Source organism: Paracoccus angustae, assembly GCF_042648745.1.
Classification (GTDB): domain Bacteria; phylum Pseudomonadota; class Alphaproteobacteria; order Rhodobacterales; family Rhodobacteraceae; genus Paracoccus; species Paracoccus angustae.
Genome location: NZ_JBHRXY010000008.1, coordinates 45,274 through 62,117, shown reverse-complemented (window position 1 = coordinate 62,117; position 16,844 = coordinate 45,274). Strand labels below are relative to the sequence as shown.

Sequence of the window (16,844 nt, the reverse complement as noted above, 5' to 3'; positions counted from 1 at the left end):
CTGCCCCCGACCTGACCAGAGGAGTCCGTCATGGGTTACAAGAGCATCCTCACCATCCTGTCCGACCAGCGGCAGCTGCCCCAGCTTGACGCGGCGGCGGCCTTGGCCGCGCGCGAGGACGGCCACCTGTCGGTGCTGAGCCTCGGGCTCGACCATACGCAGGTGGGCTATTACTTTCCGGGCGGCACGCCCTATGCCTTCCAGGATGCCATCGACTTGGCGATGGAACAGGCCGAATCGCTGGACCGGACGGTGCGCCAGCACCTGACCCGCTTCAGCGACCTGCGCTGGTCCTCCGAGGCGGCGGTGGCGCAGATCGGCGGCATCGCGAACCTTGTGGGGATGCGCGCGCGCTTTTCCGACCTGACGGTTCTCGGCCGTCCTTACGGCGCGGACGCCCCCGGAGAGGCCGAGGCCGTGGTCGAGGCCGCGCTGTTCGAGGGCGGCTGCCCGGTGCTGGTCCTGCCCGGCCCCGACCTGCCCGCCGACCCGCCGGGCAAGGTGCTGGTGGCCTGGAACCAGTCGCTCGAGGCCTTGGCCGCCATCCGCCGCGCCCTGCCCCTGCTGCAAGCCGCGAAATCGGTCGAGATCACCATCATCGACCCGCGCCGCGGCACGGACGGATCCGAACCCGGCGCGCCGCTGACGCAGATGCTGACGCGCCACGGCGTCCATGCCGACATCGCCGTGTTGGCCCGCACGGCCGCCACCGTCAGCGATGAGCTGAACCGCCGCGCGACCGAGATCGCCGCCGACCTGGTGGTGATGGGCGCTTATGGCCATTCGCGCTTCCGCCAGGCGATCCTGGGCGGGGCCACGCGCAACATGCTGGAAAAGGCCAAGGTGCCGGTCTTCATGGCGCGATAAGGCCGGGGTTCTGCTTCAAGGCCGGCCTGACAAAGATCATCGCCTTCGCCACCTGTCCCCGTGGCAGCCGATGGCGCCGGGATGCGGATGCCCGGCCGACACCCGGCGGGCTTGGGTGGGGCCGGCCCCGACGGAACTCTGGGCCGGGCGGGGGAACGCACGCGTTTCCCCGCCCGGCCAAGCAGCGAAGCCTAGGCGATCAGCCGCGCCCCGTCATGGCCCGCGATGCGCAGGTCCATCAGCGCCCCTTCGGGCTGGTCGGTGCCGAAGGCCACTTCGGCGAACTGCTCGGTCCGGCCGAGGCGCGGGCCTTCGGTCAGCACGCGATGGGTCCGGCCGAGCTGGGCGTCCAGATGCGCACGCAACGCGGCATCCCCTGTCGCGCGCAAACGCGCGGCCCGGTCGCGGATCACCGGGCCTTTCACGGCGGGCATCCGCGCCGCGGGCGTGCCCTTGCGGGGTGAGAAGGGAAAGACGTGCAGAAAGGTCAGTCCGCAATCGCCCACCAGCTTCACGCTGTTCTCGAACATCGCGTCGGTTTCGGTCGGAAAACCCGCGATGATGTCGGCCCCGAAAACGATGTCGGGGCGCAGCCGCCGCGCCTCCTCGCAGAAGCGGATGGCGTCGTCGCGCCCGTGGCGGCGCTTCATCCGCTTGAGGATCATGTCGTCGCCCGCCTGCAAGGACAGATGCAGATGCGGCATCAGGCGCGGCTCGGCCGCGATGGCCAGCATCAGGTTCTCGTCCGCTTCGATGCTGTCGATGCTGCTGATGCGCAGGCGCGGCAGGTCGGGAACCAGCCGCAGGATCCGCATCACCAGATCGCCGAGACGCGGCGTCCCCGGCAGGTCCGCGCCCCAGCTCGTCAGGTCCACGCCGGTCAGCACGACCTCGTTGAAGCCGCGCCCGACCAGCCGCTTGATCTGCTCCACCACCACGCCCGCAGGCACCGAACGGGAATTTCCGCGACCATAAGGGATGATGCAGAAGGTGCAGCGGTGGTCGCAGCCGTTCTGCACCTGGACATAGGCCCGGTGCCGCCCGAAGCCGTCGATCAGATGCCCTGCCGTTTCCTTGACCGACATGATGTCGTCCACGCGGATCTTTTCGGTCTCGCCGATCAGGTCCGGGGCGCGCAGTCCGGCCCAGGTTTCGGGCTGCATCTTCTCGTGGTTGCCGATGACGCGCGAGACCTCGGGCATCTGCGCGAAGGTTTCGGGTTCGGTCTGGGCCGCGCAGCCGGTCACGATCACCGGCGCGCCGGGATTTTCGCGCGCAAGGCGGCGGATTTCCTGGCGGGCCTTGCGCACAGCCTCGGCGGTGACGGCGCAGGTGTTGACGACCACGGCGCCGGACAGGCCCGCGGCTTCGGCCATCTCGCGCATCGCCTCGGTCTCGTAGGCGTTGAGGCGGCAGCCCAGCGTGGAAAAGACCGGGGCGGTCATTGCGACAACCATTCCGGGGTCAGGATGCCGGTAAAGACATGCGCCGTCGGGCCTTCCATCCACACGCCGTCCTCGCGCCAGTCGATGTGCAGGACGCCGCCCGGCACGTTGACCTTGATCCGCCGCCCGGCCAGCCCGCGCCGCGCCGCTGCCACCGCCGCCGCGCAGGAACACGACCCGGATGCCAGCGTCGGTCCCGCCCCGCGCTCCCAGATGCGCAGGATGATCTCGTCGCGCGAGACGACCTGCACCACCTCCACATTGGTGCGCTGCGGATAAAGGGGGTGATGCTCCATCGCCGGGCCGAAGGCCGCCAGATCGACCGATGCCGCGTCGTCGACGAAAAAGGTCACATGCGGGTTGCCCATGCCGGTCGCCACCGGATCGCCCTCGATGGGCAGGTGAAGGGTGTCCACGTCCCGGGCCAGCGGAATCGCCCGCCAGTCCAGCACCGGCGGCCCCATGTTCACGCGCGTCAGGCCGCCGCCCGCATCCTCGGCCAGCAGCACCGCATGGTCGGTGCGCAGGCTCAGCCGGTCGCGGCCGGTCTGGTCCATGACATGCCGCGCGATGCAGCGCGTGGCGTTGCCGCAGGCGGAACTGACCGATCCGTCCGCGTTCCAGAACCGCAGCCGCACATCGGCCCGGCTGTCGGCTTCGACCGTCGCCAGCTGGTCGAAGCCCACCCCGCGATGGCGGTCGGCGATACGGGCGATCACGCCTGCCGCCGGGGGTTCACCGCCGGCGCGCAGATCCAGGACAACGAAATCGTTGCCAAGCCCATGCATCTTCATGAAGGGCAGGCCGGGGGCGGAAATGCTGTTCATGCGCGGCATATAAGGCCTGCGGAAAATTTCCGCCAGTGCCGACGACTTTTCCGCTTGACGCCCCCGGCCACCCCCCCTAGTAAGCCCCCCATGTTGGGCCCGTAGCTCAGTTGGTAGAGCAACTGACTTTTAATCAGTGGGTCACAGGTTCGAATCCTGTCGGGCTCACCACCATAAATTCAAGGGCCTGGGCCGAAAAGCCCCGGCCCTGATTTTTTGCCCGGACGACCGGGATTTCCTTTCCCGTCACGCCGATCGCCCCGCCTGCGAATGCGAACGGGCGCGCATTGCTGCGCGCCCGGCGCGGGTTCCGGTGTCCCGCCTACTCGGCCGGGACTGCCGCCGGCTCCTCGACATCCATGATCGGATGCGGCAGGTGGATCAGCATCTCCTTGGGGCAGACTTGCAGGAAGCTCGACTTTTCGGCCTGCCAGTCCGCCAGGATCTCGCCCGCGCGGCGCGATCCGGTTTCCTTGAAGTGCCGTTCCACCAGGCCCTTCAACTGGCCTTCCCAGTGGTCCTTGGTGACAGGGCACATCACCAGGGTTTCCGGGTTGATGTAATCGCGCGCCACGCCCAGCGGGTCGTAAAGGTAAGCCATGCCGCCCGTCATGCCCGCCCCGAAGTTGGCGCCGATCCGGCCCAGGATCACCGCGACGCCGCCGGTCATGTATTCGCAGCCGTTCGATCCGCAGCCTTCGATCACCACCTTCGCGCCCGAGTTCCGCACGGCGAAACGCTCGCCCGCGCGGCCCGCCGCGAACAGGTATCCGTCGGTCGCGCCATACAGCACCGTGTTGCCGATGATCGTGTTGTCGGCCGCGACCAGGGGGCTTGCCATCGGCGGGCGCACCACGATGGTGCCGCCCGACAGGCCCTTGCCCACATAGTCGTTGGCATCGCCCGACACCTCGATCTTCAGACCCGGCGCGGCAAAGGCGCCCAGCGACTGCCCGGCGCTGCCGGTCAGGCGGATCGTCAGGTGGTCGGGTTGCAGGCTGTTGCGCATCCCGAACTTCTGCACGATCAGGCTGGACGTGCGCGTGCCGATGGTCCGGTGGGTGTTGCGGACCGCATAGGACAGCTGCATCTTCTCGCCATCCTCGAAGAAGCGGGCGGCGTCCTTGACGATCTCGGCGTCCAGCGTGTCCATCACGGCGTTGCGCGGCTTGGACCGGTCGTAGACGATCTTGTCCGCGCCATCGACGGTGATCAGCAGCGGGTTCAGGTCCAGGTCGTCCAGATGCGCGGCGCCCCGGCTGACCTGGGTCAGCAGGTCGGCGCGCCCGATCACCTCGTCCAGGGACCGCGCGCCGATCCCGGCCAGGATCTCGCGGACCTCCTGGGCATAGAAGGTGATCAGGTTCACCACCTTGTCGGCGCTGCCGGTGAACATGGCGCGCAGGCGTTCGTCCTGGGTGCAGACGCCCACCGGGCAGGTGTTCGACTGGCACTGGCGGACCATGATGCAGCCCATGGCGATCAGGGCGGCGGTGCCGATGCCGTATTCCTCGGCGCCCATCATCGCGGCCATGACGATGTCGCGGCCCGTGCGCAGGCCGCCGTCGGTGCGCAGCGTCACGCGTTCGCGCAGCCGGTTCATGGCCAGCACCTGATGCGCCTCGGTCAGGCCCATCTCCCACGGCAGGCCCGCGAACTTGATGGACGTGGCGGGCGAGGCCCCGGTGCCGCCATTGTGGCCGCTGATCAGGATGACGTCGGCCTTGGCCTTGGCCACGCCCGCCGCGATGGTACCCACGCCGCTGGAGGCCACCAGCTTCACGGTGATCTTGGCGCGCGGGTTGATCTGCTTCAGGTCGTAGATGAGCTGCGCCAGATCCTCGATGGAATAGATGTCGTGGTGCGGCGGAGGGCTGATCAGCGTCACGCCCTTGGTCGAATGGCGCAGCCGCGCGATCAGGTCGGTGACCTTCATGCCGGGCAGCTGCCCGCCCTCGCCCGGTTTCGCGCCCTGGGCGACCTTGATCTCCAGTTCCTCGCAGGCGTTGAGGTATTCGGCGGTGACGCCGAAGCGGCCCGAGGCCACCTGCTTGATCTTGGCGCAAGGGTTGTCGCCGTTGGGCAGCGGGTGGGAATGGGCCGGATCCTCGCCGCCCTCGCCCGAATCGGACTTGGCGCCGATGCGGTTCATGGCGATGTTCAGCGTCATGTGCGCTTCGGGGCTCAGCGCCCCCAGCGACATGCCGGGCGTCACGAACCGCTTGCGGATCGAGGTGATCGATTCGACCTCCTCGATGGGGACCGGCTTGCCCAGGGGCTTGATGTCCAGCAGGTCGCGGATATGGATCGGAGGATTGGCCCGCATGGCGGCGCTGTACTGCTTCCACACGTCATAGGACGCGCGGTCGCAGGCCACCTGCAACAGCTTCATGGTGCTGGCTTCCCAGGCGTGCTTTTCGCCCGACCGCCGCATCTTGTAGAAGCCGCCCACCGGCAGCAGGTCGGCGCTGCCGTGGAAGGCCTTGTGGTGCAGCTCCTCCAGATCGGATTGCAGCCCGTGCAGACCGATGCCCGAGATCCGCGACTGCATGCCGGGGAAATATTCGGCCACCATCGCGCGGGACAGGCCCACGGCCTCGAAATTCAGGCCGCCGCGATAGGACGAGATGACGGAAATCCCCATCTTGGCCATGATCTTCAGCAGGCCCGCGTCCACCGCGTCGCGGTAACGGCGCATGTTCTCGATCAGGGTGCCCGGCAGAAGGCCGCGCTCGATCCGGTCCTGGATCGAATCCTGGGCCAGATAAGGGTTCACGGTGGTCGCGCCGCAGCCGATCAGCACGGCGAAATAATGCGGGTCGATGCATTCGGCCGACCGCACGTTCAGCGAACAGAAGGTCCGCAGCCCCTTGCGGGTCAGCCAGCTGTGGACCGCGCTGGTCGCCAGGATCATCGGCATGGCCACACGCGCCTCGCCCTGCCCTTCGTCGGTCAGCACCAGATGGCCCGCGCCCGACCGCACGGCATCCTCGGCCTCGGCGCGGATGCGGGCCAGGCCCTCGCCCAGGGCGTCGGTTCCGGCGCCGTCGGGAAAGGTGCAGTCGATCCGCGTCACCGTTTCGCCGAACATGCGGCTCATCTCGGCGAATTCGCCGTTCGCCACGAAGGGGCTTTCCAGGATCAGGATCTCGGTCTGAGAGCTTGATTCATCCAGCACGTTCTTGAGGTTGCCGAACCGCGTCTTCAGCGACATCACCCGCGTTTCGCGCAAGGAGTCGATGGGCGGGTTCGTCACCTGGGAAAAGTTCTGGCGGAAGAAGTGGCTCATCGGGCGGTACTGGTTCGACAGCACCGCGGGCGGGGTGTCGTCGCCCATCGACGCGATGGCTTCCTTGGCGTCCTCGGCCATGGGCGACAGGACGTGTTCCAGTTCCTCCAGCGTGTAGCCCGCGGCGGTCTGGCGGCGGCGCAGTTCCTCGCCGCTGAAATGCGCCTGTTCGGGCAGTTCGCGCATGATGTCGTTCAGGTCCACGACCTTCTCGATCCATTCCCCGAAGGGCTGGCTGGCGGCCAGGCGGTCCTTGATGGCGGCGTCGTGGTAAAGCTTGCCGTCCCACATGTCGACGGCGATCATCTGGCCGGGGCCGAGCGCGCCCTTTTCACGCACGCTCATCTCGTCGACCGGAACCATGCCCACCTCGGATCCGGCGATCAGCAGGTTGTCGGCGGTCACGACATAGCGCATCGGGCGCAGGCCGTTGCGGTCCAGCCCGCCGCAGACCCAGCGGCCGTCGGTCATGGCCAGGGCGGCGGGACCGTCCCACGGCTCCATCACGGCGTTGCAATAGGCGTACATGTCGGCCCAGGCCTTGGGCATGTCGGTGGTGGCCTTGGACCAGCTTTCCGGCACCAGCATGGTCTTGGTCATGGGCGCGCTGCGCCCGGACCGCACCATCACCTCGAACACGGCATCCAGCGCCGCCGAATCCGACGAGCCGGCGGGCACGATCGGCTTGATATCCTCGGCCATGTCGCCGAAAGCCGACGACGCCATGCGGATTTCGTGGCTTTTCAGCCAGTTGAGGTTGCCTTTCAGCGTGTTGATCTCGCCGTTGTGGGCCAGCATGCGAAAGGGCTGCGCCAGCCACCATTGCGGAAAGGTGTTGGTGGAATACCGCTGGTGATAGATCGCGAAGGCCGATTCGAAGCGTTCGTCCTTGAGGTCGGGATAGAATTCCGCGACCTGTTCGGCCAGCATCATGCCCTTGTAGATGATCGACCGGCAGGACAGCGAGCAGAAGTACAACCCCGCGATCTGCGCCGCGACGGCCGCGCGCTCGATCCGGCGGCGGATGATGTAAAGCTCGCGTTCAAAGCGGACCTGATCGATGTCCTTTTCGCAGCGGATCAGGATCTGTTCGATCTCGGGGCGGGTGGCGTTGGCCTTTTCGCCCAGAACGGCGGTGTTCACCGGGACGTGGCGCCAGCCGTAGATGTAATGGCCCATGCGCAGGACTTCGGATTCCACGATGGTCCGGCAGGCTTCCTGGGCTGCGAAGTTGGTGCGCGGCAGGAAGACCTGGCCCACGGCGATCAGCTTGCTGCCGTCGGGCTCGTGTCCCGTGCGGCGCACCTGGTCGTAGAAGAAGGGCACGGGGATCTGCACATGGATGCCCGCGCCGTCGCCGGTCTTGCCGTCGGCATCGACCGCGCCCCGGTGCCAGATCGCCTTCAACGCGTCGATGCCCGACTGCACCACCTTGCGGCTGGCCTTGCCGCCGATGTTGACCACCAGGCCCACGCCGCAGGAGGAATGCTCGTCTTCCTCGCGGTACAGGCTGTGCTTGCCCATCCAGTCGCGAAGGGCCTGTTGTTCCTGTTGCCAATCCTTGCTCATCGCTAGGCCCTTTCGTGCAGAAGCTGCGTCAGCAACTGATCGCAGTCGAATTGCGGTTCGGTGTCCCCGAAGCCTGCCTCGCCCGGAAAGGCGAAGGTGACGGGGCTGTCGTTGGTTTCCTGGCGCTGGCCGGTCCAGTCGGACTGCTGCTCGATCCCGCCATAGAAGCGGTTGGTCTTGCGGCTGATGAACTGCTGGCCGCTGCGTTCGATCAGCAGCTCGCCGTCGGCGCCGTAGGTCTTCAGCTGAAAGCGCGTGACCTCCAGGGGCTCGCCGTCGATCTCGACCGTCTCGCCGGTCAGGATGTCCTGGCCGACATGGCGCAGGCGCTCGCCGGTGTTGGATTCGGTCCAGAAATCGAAGCTGTCCTCGCCCGTTTCCAGCAGGGTGCGGAAGCTCGCGTGGTCCTTGGACCGTTCCACCAGGAAATCGGCCAGACCCGTGTTCGGATCGCTGCTTTCCAGCCAACGGGTTTCCGCGTCGATGCGCGACAGATGGCGCAGGCCTTCCTTGCCGAAGATCGCGCTGCGCTGATCGCCCGCCGGATCGGCCTTGCAGACGTAATACTGGCTGACCGAGCAGCCGCGGTTCTGCACCGTCGATTGCAGCTGGCAGCCCTGCGGCGGGGTAAAGGTCGCGGCATGGCCCGGCGCCGCCAGCATCAGGACCATGCCGGATGTCGCGATGATCCGTCCCATCATCGGCCCGCCCCTATTCCGCGGCCACGCGCGCCTCGCCGGTCAGGTAACCGGCGATGGACTCGGCGGCCTCGCGCCCGTCGCGGATCGCCCAGACGACCAGCGACGCGCCGCGCACGATGTCGCCCACGGCGAAAACGCCGGGCAGGCTGGTCTGGTGGGTCTGGAAATTGGCCTTGATGGTGCCCCAGCGGGTGACCTCCAGCCCGTCCACGCCCCACAGCCTCGGCAGATCCTCGGGTTCGAAGCCCAGGGCCTTGATCACCAGGTCGGCGGGTTCGTCGTAATCGGCCCCCTCGATCAGTTCGGGCGACTGGCGCCCGGTCACGTCCGGGGCGCCAAGGCGCATCCGCTGGATGCCGACCGAGGCGATCTGCGTCACGGTCCGCACCGGCCCGTCCACGTCGGCTTCCTGGCTGGCGGCGAAATCGCCGGTGACATGGCCGATGAACTTGCCCGGCGCGGACATCCAGACGAATTCCACGCCTTCCTCCTCGGCGTTCTGGACCTCGCGCTGCGAGCCCGGCATGTTGGCGCGGTCGCGGCGATAAAGGCACTTGACCGACAGCGCGCCCTGGCGGATCGCCGTGCGCACGCAGTCCATGGCGGTGTCGCCGCCGCCGATGACAACCACGCGCTTGCCGCGGGCGTCCAGCTCGCCATCGGCGAAATCGGGCACCTCGTCGCCGAAATCGACCTTGTTCGAGGCGGTCAGATAGTCGATGGCCCGCACCACCCCGCCCGCATCGGCATTGTCGATGTCCAGGTCGCGGGTCTTGTAGACGCCGGTCGCGATCAGCACCGCGTCATGCTTGCCCCGGATCGCATCGAAGCTGATGTCCTGGCCCACGTTGCAGTTCAGCACGAATTCGACGCCGCTGTCGGCCAGCCAGCGGTTGCGGCGCAGAACCACGTCCTTTTCCAGCTTGAAGCCGGGAATGCCATAGGTCATCAGCCCGCCCGCCCGGTCGTAACGGTCGTAAACGGTGACCTGGAAGCCGCGCGCGCGCAGCATGTGGGCCGCGGACAGCCCGCCGGGGCCCGCGCCGATGATGCCGATCGATTCGGCGCGTTCCTGCCGGGGCTTGACAGAGGTGATCCAGCCTTCCTCCCAGGCAACGTCGTTGATGTATTTCTCGATCGCGCCGATGGTGACGGTGCCGTGGCCCGACTGCTCGATCACGCAGTTGCCTTCGCATAGACGGTCCTGCGGGCAGATGCGGCCGCAAATCTCGGGCAGGGTGCTGGTGGCCTGGCTGACCTGCCAAGCCTCGTAAAGGCGCCCCTCGGCGGTCAGGCGCAGCCAGTCGGGAATGTTGTTGTGCAGCGGGCAATGGCTTTGGCAATACGGCACGCCGCACTGGCTGCACCGGCTGGCCTGTTCGGCGGCCTTGGCCTTGGCGTATTCGCGGTAGATCTCGTGAAAGTCCTCGCTGCGTTCAGCGGCCGAGCGTTTCTCGGGCATCTCGCGCGGGGTCGAGACGAACTTGAGCATCTTCTGCGTGGCCATGGCTGCGCAACCTTCCAATGACAGGAGCTTCCGTTCGAGCCAATAAACCAAGGGGGAAAAGATGAAAAGTCAGTCATGCTGACCTAAAGCCGATATTTTCCGGCCTTGGGCCAGATTTCCGCCTTGGACATGTCGTTATTAGGTCACGCTTGCTTACCTACCGGCCAGAAGCGCCGCCAGCACAAGGCTTCCCACAATGATCCGCCACCAGCCGAACAGCGCATAGCCGTGCTTCGAGACATAGCCCAGCAGCCAGCGCACCACGATCAGGGCGCTGACAAAGGCCGTGGCAAAGCCGATGGCGATGGTGCCGATGGCGCCTGCGTCCAGGATGTCACGGTTCTTGAACAGGTCGAAAACGAATGCCCCCAGCATCGTGGGCATGGCCAGAAAGAACGAGAATTCGGCAGCCGACCGCTTGTCTGCCCCTAAAAGCAGCCCGCCCACGATGGTGGCGCCCGACCGCGACACGCCCGGCACCATCGCAAGGCACTGGATCAGTCCGATCTTGAAGGCCATGGACAGCGGGAAATCCTCGGCCCGCGTGTAGACCGGAGACCGGGCCAGCCGGTCCACCCACAGCAGCACCGCCCCGCCAAGGATCAGCATCACCGCGATCAGCATGGGGGTTTCGAACAGCACCGTCTTGATGAAGCCATGGGCCAGCACGCCCACCACCACCGCGGGCGCGAAGGCCAGCAGCACCCCCCAGACAAAGCGCCGCGCGGCCCTGTCATGGGGTGCGGCCGCCAGGATCTGGACGATCCGCGCCGCATAGACCCCCAGCACCGCCAGCACCGCGCCCAGCTGAATCAGCACCTCGAAGCTGCGGCCCGGCGAGTCGAAGCCCAGGAAATGCCCCGCCAGCAGGACATGCCCGGTCGAGGACACGGGAATGAACTCGGTCAGTCCTTCGAGAACCCCGAGGACGGCCGCGACAAGGGTATTCGGCTCCATCAATCGGCGCGCAGGTTCTTGGCCGACTGCTTGATCGCGTCATATTGCCCCGAAGGGCGGAAGCGCCACAGATACCGGTCGATCACCGCGTCCGCCGCGATCGGCTGGATGCCCAGATCGGCGAAACCCCGGGCGCCGGGCGATACCACGTTGTCGCGGCGCAGAAGCGCCAGCTGGTCGCGGGTCAGGATCGAGTTGGTGAACAGCCCGCCGGTGATGAACTGCAAAAGCCCCAGCACCCGCGCGCCGAGGCCCGCGAGCCAGAAGGGCATGTTGACGACGGCGCGGCGGCGCATGGTGGCCTTCAGCACCTGGCCGATGATGTCCCTCACCGTCAGCACGTCCGGCCCGCCCAGCTCATAGATGCCGGGGGCGGCCTCGCCCGTGGCGCCCTTGACGGCGGCCATGGCCACGTCGTCGACAAAGACCGGCTGCATCCGCACCTTGCAGCCCACCACCGGCAGCACGGGCCCAAGCCGCGTCAGGGCGGCAAAGCGGTTGTAGAACTTGTCGTCCGGCCCGAACATGACGGACGGGCGCAGGATCACCGCATCGGGGCGGTGGCGCAGCACCGCAGCCTCGCCACGCGCCTTGCTGGCGACATAAGGGCTGTCGGAGTCGGGATCGACGCCGATCCCCGAAACATGGACCAGCCGCGCCACGCCCATTTCCGCGGACAGGCGGGCGATGTTCTCGGCCCCGTCCTCGAAAACGGCCTTGAAGGTGCTCTTGCCCTTGGGGGTAAGGATGTTGACGCAGTTGACCACCGCATCGGCGTCCGCCATCGCCGCGCGCACCGACAGGTCGTCGCGGATGTTGCACAGGACCGGCTGGACCTGGCCCACCGATCCGTAGGTGCGGGTGAACAGCGCCTCGTCCGGGCGGCGCACGGCCACGCGGACGCGCCAGCCCTGCTTGGCCATCAGCCGAGCCACCTGCCGGCCCAGAAAGCCCGATCCGCCGAAAATCGTGACCAGTTTCGCCATGGGCGTCTCGCCTCCTTCATGCCGATGCCTTTCGCTCCTTATCCAAGCGCGGGCGGCGCGACAAGGCGGACGGGCAGGGATTGCAGGGCCGGATGGATGCCCCGGAGATTTTTCGCGAGATTTTTCGCCGGACCCCCATTGACGCCCCCCGCGACTGCCTTTAGAGACCCGCCTCACACCAGTTGGCCCAGATGGCGGAATTGGTAGACGCGCACGGTTCAGGTCCGTGTGCCGCAAGGCGTGGAGGTTCGAGTCCTCTTCTGGGCACCAAATGGAAAACCCCAAGAATCGCAAGATTCTTGGGGTTTTCCATTGGGTGGACTCGATTGGGTGGACTCGGGGGACGGTTGTCCCGGCGCGCTTTCCGCCACCGCGTTCGGCCTTCTGGCAGCGCAGGCTGTCAGGCGAACAGCCGGGCTTCGGCGCGATCGCCTTGCAAGCCGTATCGCCGGCACGGCGGCGCAGTTCGAAATCCCCGGTCAGTTTACAGCGCCGTATGGCTGCCGGGTTGCCTGTGCTGGAACTTGATCAGCGCAGGCAAAAGAGAGCGCATCTGGCCCAAGGCGCCGGAACGGATACGTGGAACCGTCGTCATTCTGGACACACTTGCAACGCACCGGAATGCCGAGGGAGCCGAAATTCCACCGAGCAGGCGTTCTCCGAACTCGAAGCGCATTTCCGCCAGATTGGCGCGCGAACCTTTGCCGAACTGTTCGACACGCCCCGAGAGATCGGCGGGATGGCCGCCCCCAGGAAGGGCTGGAACCGCCTTCGGGCAGCCGGATAGGCCGAAGGCTGTTTCCGAAAGCCTTAGATCGAGGGGAGGATCAGGTCGGGGAGGATGCCGCTTTGCGCGATCAGCGGTGCGGGGTCGCGACCTGCCAGAATGCCGTGCCGGGTCACCAGGATCGTGTCGCAGCCCGCCTCCATCCCGCCCAGGATGTCGGTGTGCAGCGTGTCCCCCACCATCGCGATGCGGCCGCCCAGACAAGCAAGGCCGGCGTCGAAGGCTTCGCGGAAGGGCTTGCCGAAGAAACGGGGCGCGATGCCGGTGCGGTCTTGCAGGTCATGCGCCCAGAAGCCCGGCTCGAGGCTCAGCCCGTTCTCGCGCGGGGCGGCCAGGTCGGGGTTGGCGATGATGACGGGCCGGGGCCGCGCGCGGAGGCTGGCGACCAGCCGGTCCTGCAACCCGGCGTTCCAGCGGATCGAGGACAGAAAGACGAACCCGCCGGGCGCGTCCCAGTCGGCGGCCGCCAGCAGATCGGCCAGGGGAACGGGCGCATCCTCGAACCCGTCGCCCGCTGCCGCAATGGCGGCCCACCCCCGTCCCGAAAGATGCGCAAAGGCGACATCGCGGCTGGAGACGACCTCGCCCACGCGCACGTCCAGCCCCATCCGCCGATACTTGGCCAGCGCCGGACCCACCCCATGGCTTGCCGCGTTGGTCAGGATGCAGAACCGCTTGCCCATCGCGCGCAGATCCCGCAGGCACTCCGCCGCGCCGGGGATCGCCGTCTCGCCGACGTTCAGGACGCCGAAGCTGTCGAAGAGAAACCCGTCATAGTCCCGCGCCACGTCCAGAAGCCGCGATGCCGTCCGCATCCGGCCCCGCCGGCCGACCGGGGGCAGCCGGTCCCGGATGGATTCGTAGCGGGCCCAGGCCTGGTCCAGCGACAGCGAGGCGTAGCGGTCGGCGGCAACGAGGTCAGGCGGGTTCATGCTGGAATTCCTTGAGACGGCCGAACTGCTGGCGCAGGGCGGGATAAAGGCTGCGATAGATATCGAACAGGTCGGAATAGCGGGCGCTTTCGCGCGGGTCGGGGTGATAGATGCGGCCCGTGGCGCTCATGGCCGTGGCGGCCTCGGCGGGGTCGGCATAAAGCCCCGCCCCCGCCGCGGCCAGCATCCCCGCGCCAAGGCAGGTCGCCTCGGCCTCGCGCGCGATCTCGATGGGGCGTTCCAGGACATCGGCGATGATCTGGCACCACAACGCGCTGCGCGTGCCCCCGCCCATCAGCAGGAACCGCGCGGTCCGCGCGCCGATCGCATCCTCGGCGCCGATGGTGGACAGGCGCTGTTCCAGCGCCAGCCCCTCGAGGGTGGCGCGGAACAGATGCGCCTTGCCGTGCCTGGGGCTGAGACCGAACAGCACGCCGCGCGCATTGCTGTCCCAATAGGGCGTCAGGACGCCGGTCAGATAGGGCAGCGCCAGAAGCCCCTCGGACCCGGCTGGCAGATCGGCGGCGGCGGTCTCGAGGATCCGCTCGGGGATCAGGTCCAGGCCGAAGGGGCGGGCGCCGATGTCCGAAAAGCGTTCGGTGAACCAGGTGATGTTGTAGGTGCCGCCGCCGAAAAAGGTTTCCAGCAGATAGGTGCCGGGGATGCCGCCGGTCATGGTGCGGAAACAGCGGTCGGTGCGGTAATCGGCGCTGAAGGTGCCCGACACGATCCCGGTCCCCAGGTTGAGATAAGCCTCGCCCGGGCGGGTGATGCCCGCGCCCAGGCCCGCCGCCTGCCCGTCGCCCAGGCCCGCCACGACCGGCAGGCCCGGCGCCAGGCCCAGCAGCGCCGCGATGCCGGACGTCAGCCGGCCCAGGATCGTGCCGGGCGCCTGGACCTCGGGGAAATGCGCGCGGTCCAGGCCCAGATCGCCGATCAGTCCGTCGTCCAGCGCGAAGCGGCGCATGTCCAGCACCCCGAGCGGATCCACGCTGCCCCAGGAGGTCGCCCATTCCCCGGTCAGGCGGTGAACCAGGTAGGAATGCACGTCGACGACCTTGGCCGTGGCCTCCAGCGTCCGGGGTTCGTGCCGCTGCAACCATTTCAGCTTGAACCAGCTGGTCGCGGTGTTGGGGGGCTTGCCCGTGGCGGCGTGGGTCGCGTCGCTGCCGAAGCGGTCGACCTCGGCCGTGGCGCGGGTGTCCAGCCACAGCATCGCCGGGCGCAGAGCGTTGCCTGCGCGGTCGAGGCAGGCAAAGGTCTCGCGCTGATGGGTGATCGCCAGGGCCGCCAGCCGCGAGGTGTCGATCTGCCCGCAGGCCTTGCCGATGGCGGCGACGGTGGCCGACCACCAATCCGCGGGATCCTGTTCGCCCCAGCCGGGATGGGGGGCGGAATGGGCGAACCCCGCCCGCCCCATGCTGACCGCGCGGCCCGCCATGTCCCAGACCACCGCCTTGGCGGCCGTGGTCGAGCAATCCACCGCCAGGACCAGATCGCCCATCAGGCCCCCCTTTCGGCGGCGGCGCAGGCCGCCTCGGCGCGGTCCAGCACGCGGGCGACATCCTCGGGCGTCCACCAGCCGGCCAGGGTCAGCAGGTCGGCGACCGTGAAGCGTTCGCGCATGAACTGGCAATTGCCGGTGACCCAGTGAATGCGCGCCGCCGAGGGCGCGGGGTCGAGATCGGCAAAGCGCATCGGCGCGCCCGCGCGGTGCAGATGGCGCGCGATGACACCGGCGCCGAAGCAAAGCCGGTCGTGCTCGGCCGTCAGCGCGTCCCAATCGGCGAAGGCGGCCTCGACCTGCGGTCGGGCGGCGTGCCACAGATCCAGCTTGGCGCGGTAGCGCGACCCGCATTCGCCGCCGATCCGGCCGGTCGGGTCCAGCCAGGCGAAAGCGTCCCGCAGCGCGGCTTCGGCACCAGCGGGATCCCGGAACAGCCGCGCCACGGGCAGCCCCTCCCGCGCGACACGGTCCCGAAACTCCTCCCAGGCGGCGGCGCGGATGACCGAGCCGACGCCGACCTGCGCGCCGTGAAGGCCGGTCGGGGCGTGAAGCTCTCCGTTCGCCATGTCCAGCATGTGGCTGACCAGATGCTCCATCCCCGACAGCGAGGCCGTGGTGCCTCCCACCCCCGTCACGATCCCGCGCATCGCCAGGGCCGTGGCCAGCCGGGCGCAGGCCTCGGGCTCGGCGCGGCCGACACCGGCGGACCAATCCTCGATCCCCTCGCCGCACAAGGCCAGCATGTCCAGAAGAACGGGCGCGAAGCGCCTGTCCATGCCCATCCGCGCGGCCAGGAACCAGTCCCCGGGGGCGGAATACATCGACATAAGCTCGCCAAAGCCCGAGGCGTTGAGGTAAGGGGGGGCGCCGGCGATGACCTGCGTGTCGGTCAGCACGGCATCGGGCCAGCGCGACGGCAGCGTCGTCTTGACGCCGTTCTGCAACACGACGGCGAAATTGTCGGTGAACCCGTCCACCGAGGCCGCCGTCTGGATCACGACATGCACGGGGACGCCCGCCCGCTCGGCCGCGATCTTGGCCACATCGGTGATCGTGCCGCCCCCGACCGAAACAACCGCGTCTGCGCCCGCGCAGGCCGCGGCCGCGGCTTCCAGGATCGCCTCGTCCGCGTGAAGGATCGGGTGGCCGTCATCCATCACCACGCGCACCGCCCGGTGACGGGCGCCGATCCTTTCCAGCACCAGCGCCTTGAGATCCGCGTCCCGCCGCCGGATCAGCACCGGATCGGTCAGGACGCAGACCCGCGTCGCCGAGGAAGGGGTGCGCCCTGCCGCGGCCAGGTGCCGCGCCAGCACATCGGTCAGAAGGTGCAGCGCGTTCTCCGAAACATGCACCTCGGCCATGTCCAGCGCGGCGAATTGGCCGTTGAGATCGTTCTCGGCCAGCACCCGGCGGATGCGGTCAAGATGCGACAGATCGTTCAGCGCAAGATCAAGGGCCATGGATCAA

Annotated in this window: 12 protein-coding genes and 2 tRNA genes; 4 read left to right on the top strand and 10 right to left on the bottom strand. The window is 67.9% G+C overall.

From position 1 onward, the window contains the following. Positions 1-30: 30 nt before the first annotated feature. Positions 31-867, top strand: coding sequence for a universal stress protein (locus tag ACFOM8_RS11705; RefSeq protein ID WP_377761522.1), 837 nt, complete (start codon positions 31-33; stop codon positions 865-867). Between the two features lie 191 nt (positions 868-1,058). Here ACFOM8_RS11705 and mtaB read toward each other — a convergent pair whose 3' ends face one another. Beyond that, positions 1,059-2,312: a tRNA (N(6)-L-threonylcarbamoyladenosine(37)-C(2))-methylthiotransferase MtaB gene (gene mtaB / locus ACFOM8_RS11700; protein ID WP_377761521.1), complete on the bottom strand. Its 1,254-nt coding sequence runs from the start codon at positions 2,310-2,312 to the stop codon at positions 1,059-1,061. Further along, positions 2,309-3,148, bottom strand: a complete 840-nt coding sequence (dapF, locus tag ACFOM8_RS11695; protein ID WP_377761520.1) for a diaminopimelate epimerase — start codon at positions 3,146-3,148, stop codon at positions 2,309-2,311. The genes mtaB and dapF overlap by 4 nt, the downstream gene beginning before the upstream one ends. Before the next feature lie 86 nt (positions 3,149-3,234). Here dapF and ACFOM8_RS11690 point away from each other — a divergent pair. Continuing rightward, positions 3,235-3,310, top strand: a tRNA-Lys gene (locus tag ACFOM8_RS11690). Positions 3,311-3,461: 151 nt separating this feature from the next. Here the strand turns inward: ACFOM8_RS11690 and gltB are convergent. The 5 genes from gltB to ACFOM8_RS11665 all read right to left on the bottom strand — a co-directional run bounded on the left by gltB (position 3,462) and on the right by ACFOM8_RS11665 (position 12,148). Then, positions 3,462-7,997: a glutamate synthase large subunit gene (gene gltB, locus ACFOM8_RS11685; RefSeq protein ID WP_377761519.1), complete on the bottom strand. Its 4,536-nt coding sequence runs from the start codon at positions 7,995-7,997 to the stop codon at positions 3,462-3,464. Positions 7,998-7,999: 2 nt separating this feature from the next. Next, on the bottom strand, positions 8,000-8,698 hold the full coding sequence (locus tag ACFOM8_RS11680; protein ID WP_377761518.1) for a hypothetical protein: 699 nt from the start codon (positions 8,696-8,698) through the stop codon (positions 8,000-8,002). A 10-nt stretch (positions 8,699-8,708) separates the two neighbouring features. Next, positions 8,709-10,205, bottom strand: coding sequence for an NAD(P)-dependent oxidoreductase (locus ACFOM8_RS11675; RefSeq protein ID WP_377761517.1), 1,497 nt, complete (start codon positions 10,203-10,205; stop codon positions 8,709-8,711). Between the two features lie 153 nt (positions 10,206-10,358). Next, positions 10,359-11,162: an undecaprenyl-diphosphate phosphatase gene (locus ACFOM8_RS11670; protein ID WP_377761516.1), complete on the bottom strand. Its 804-nt coding sequence runs from the start codon at positions 11,160-11,162 to the stop codon at positions 10,359-10,361. Next, positions 11,162-12,148, bottom strand: a complete 987-nt coding sequence (locus ACFOM8_RS11665) for a complex I NDUFA9 subunit family protein (RefSeq protein ID WP_377761515.1) — start codon at positions 12,146-12,148, stop codon at positions 11,162-11,164. The genes ACFOM8_RS11670 and ACFOM8_RS11665 overlap by 1 nt, the downstream gene beginning before the upstream one ends. Positions 12,149-12,333: 185 nt before the next feature. On the opposite strand from ACFOM8_RS11665, the gene ACFOM8_RS11660 reads away from it, so the two are divergent. Together ACFOM8_RS11660 and ACFOM8_RS11655 are read left to right on the top strand one after the other, a co-directional pair. Then, positions 12,334-12,418 (top strand) — tRNA-Leu (locus ACFOM8_RS11660). Position 12,419: 1 nt separating this feature from the next. Continuing rightward, positions 12,420-12,935 (top strand): hypothetical protein, encoded by a 516-nt coding sequence (locus tag ACFOM8_RS11655; protein ID WP_377761514.1) that lies wholly within the window; start codon positions 12,420-12,422, stop codon positions 12,933-12,935. A gap of 23 nt (positions 12,936-12,958) precedes the next feature. Here the strand turns inward: ACFOM8_RS11655 and ACFOM8_RS11650 are convergent, their stop codons facing one another. Genes ACFOM8_RS11650 through ACFOM8_RS11640 form a run of 3 tightly spaced genes read right to left on the bottom strand, consistent with a single transcriptional unit; the run spans position 12,959 to position 16,837 of the window. Beyond that, the gene (locus ACFOM8_RS11650; RefSeq protein WP_377761513.1) at positions 12,959-13,867 is read right to left on the bottom strand and encodes an HAD-IIA family hydrolase; all 909 of its coding nucleotides are present in this window, start codon (positions 13,865-13,867) and stop codon (positions 12,959-12,961) included. Then, entirely contained in the window at positions 13,854-15,371 is a 1,518-nt protein-coding gene (locus tag ACFOM8_RS11645; RefSeq protein WP_377761512.1) for a xylulokinase, read from the bottom strand. The genes ACFOM8_RS11650 and ACFOM8_RS11645 overlap by 14 nt, the downstream gene beginning before the upstream one ends. Further along, complete coding sequence (locus ACFOM8_RS11640) at positions 15,371-16,837, bottom strand: iron-containing alcohol dehydrogenase (protein WP_377761511.1); 1,467 nt, start codon at positions 16,835-16,837, stop codon at positions 15,371-15,373. Before ACFOM8_RS11640 ends, ACFOM8_RS11645 begins: the two co-directional genes overlap by 1 nt. Positions 16,838-16,844: the final 7 nt, after the last annotated feature.

What these genes read in the sequence shown, in the direction of transcription:
- ACFOM8_RS11670 (WP_377761516.1), bottom strand. Translation starts at nt 11,162, where the DNA reads ATGGAGCCGAATACCCTTGTCGCGGCCGTCCTCGGGGTTCTCGAAGGA.
- ACFOM8_RS11675 (WP_377761517.1), bottom strand. Translation starts at nt 10,205, where the DNA reads ATGGCCACGCAGAAGATGCTCAAGTTCGTCTCGACCCCGCGCGAGATG.
- ACFOM8_RS11680 (WP_377761518.1), bottom strand. Translation starts at nt 8,698, where the DNA reads ATGATGGGACGGATCATCGCGACATCCGGCATGGTCCTGATGCTGGCG.
- ACFOM8_RS11645 (WP_377761512.1), bottom strand. Translation starts at nt 15,371, where the DNA reads ATGGGCGATCTGGTCCTGGCGGTGGATTGCTCGACCACGGCCGCCAAG.
- ACFOM8_RS11650 (WP_377761513.1), bottom strand. Translation starts at nt 13,867, where the DNA reads ATGAACCCGCCTGACCTCGTTGCCGCCGACCGCTACGCCTCGCTGTCG.
- ACFOM8_RS11655 (WP_377761514.1), top strand. Translation starts at nt 12,420, where the DNA reads ATGGAAAACCCCAAGAATCGCAAGATTCTTGGGGTTTTCCATTGGGTG.
- mtaB (WP_377761521.1), bottom strand. Translation starts at nt 2,312, where the DNA reads ATGACCGCCCCGGTCTTTTCCACGCTGGGCTGCCGCCTCAACGCCTAC.
- ACFOM8_RS11665 (WP_377761515.1), bottom strand. Translation starts at nt 12,148, where the DNA reads ATGGCGAAACTGGTCACGATTTTCGGCGGATCGGGCTTTCTGGGCCGG.
- gltB (WP_377761519.1), bottom strand. Translation starts at nt 7,997, where the DNA reads ATGAGCAAGGATTGGCAACAGGAACAACAGGCCCTTCGCGACTGGATG.
- ACFOM8_RS11705 (WP_377761522.1), top strand. Translation starts at nt 31, where the DNA reads ATGGGTTACAAGAGCATCCTCACCATCCTGTCCGACCAGCGGCAGCTG.
- ACFOM8_RS11640 (WP_377761511.1), bottom strand. Translation starts at nt 16,837, where the DNA reads ATGGCCCTTGATCTTGCGCTGAACGATCTGTCGCATCTTGACCGCATC.
- dapF (WP_377761520.1), bottom strand. Translation starts at nt 3,148, where the DNA reads ATGCCGCGCATGAACAGCATTTCCGCCCCCGGCCTGCCCTTCATGAAG.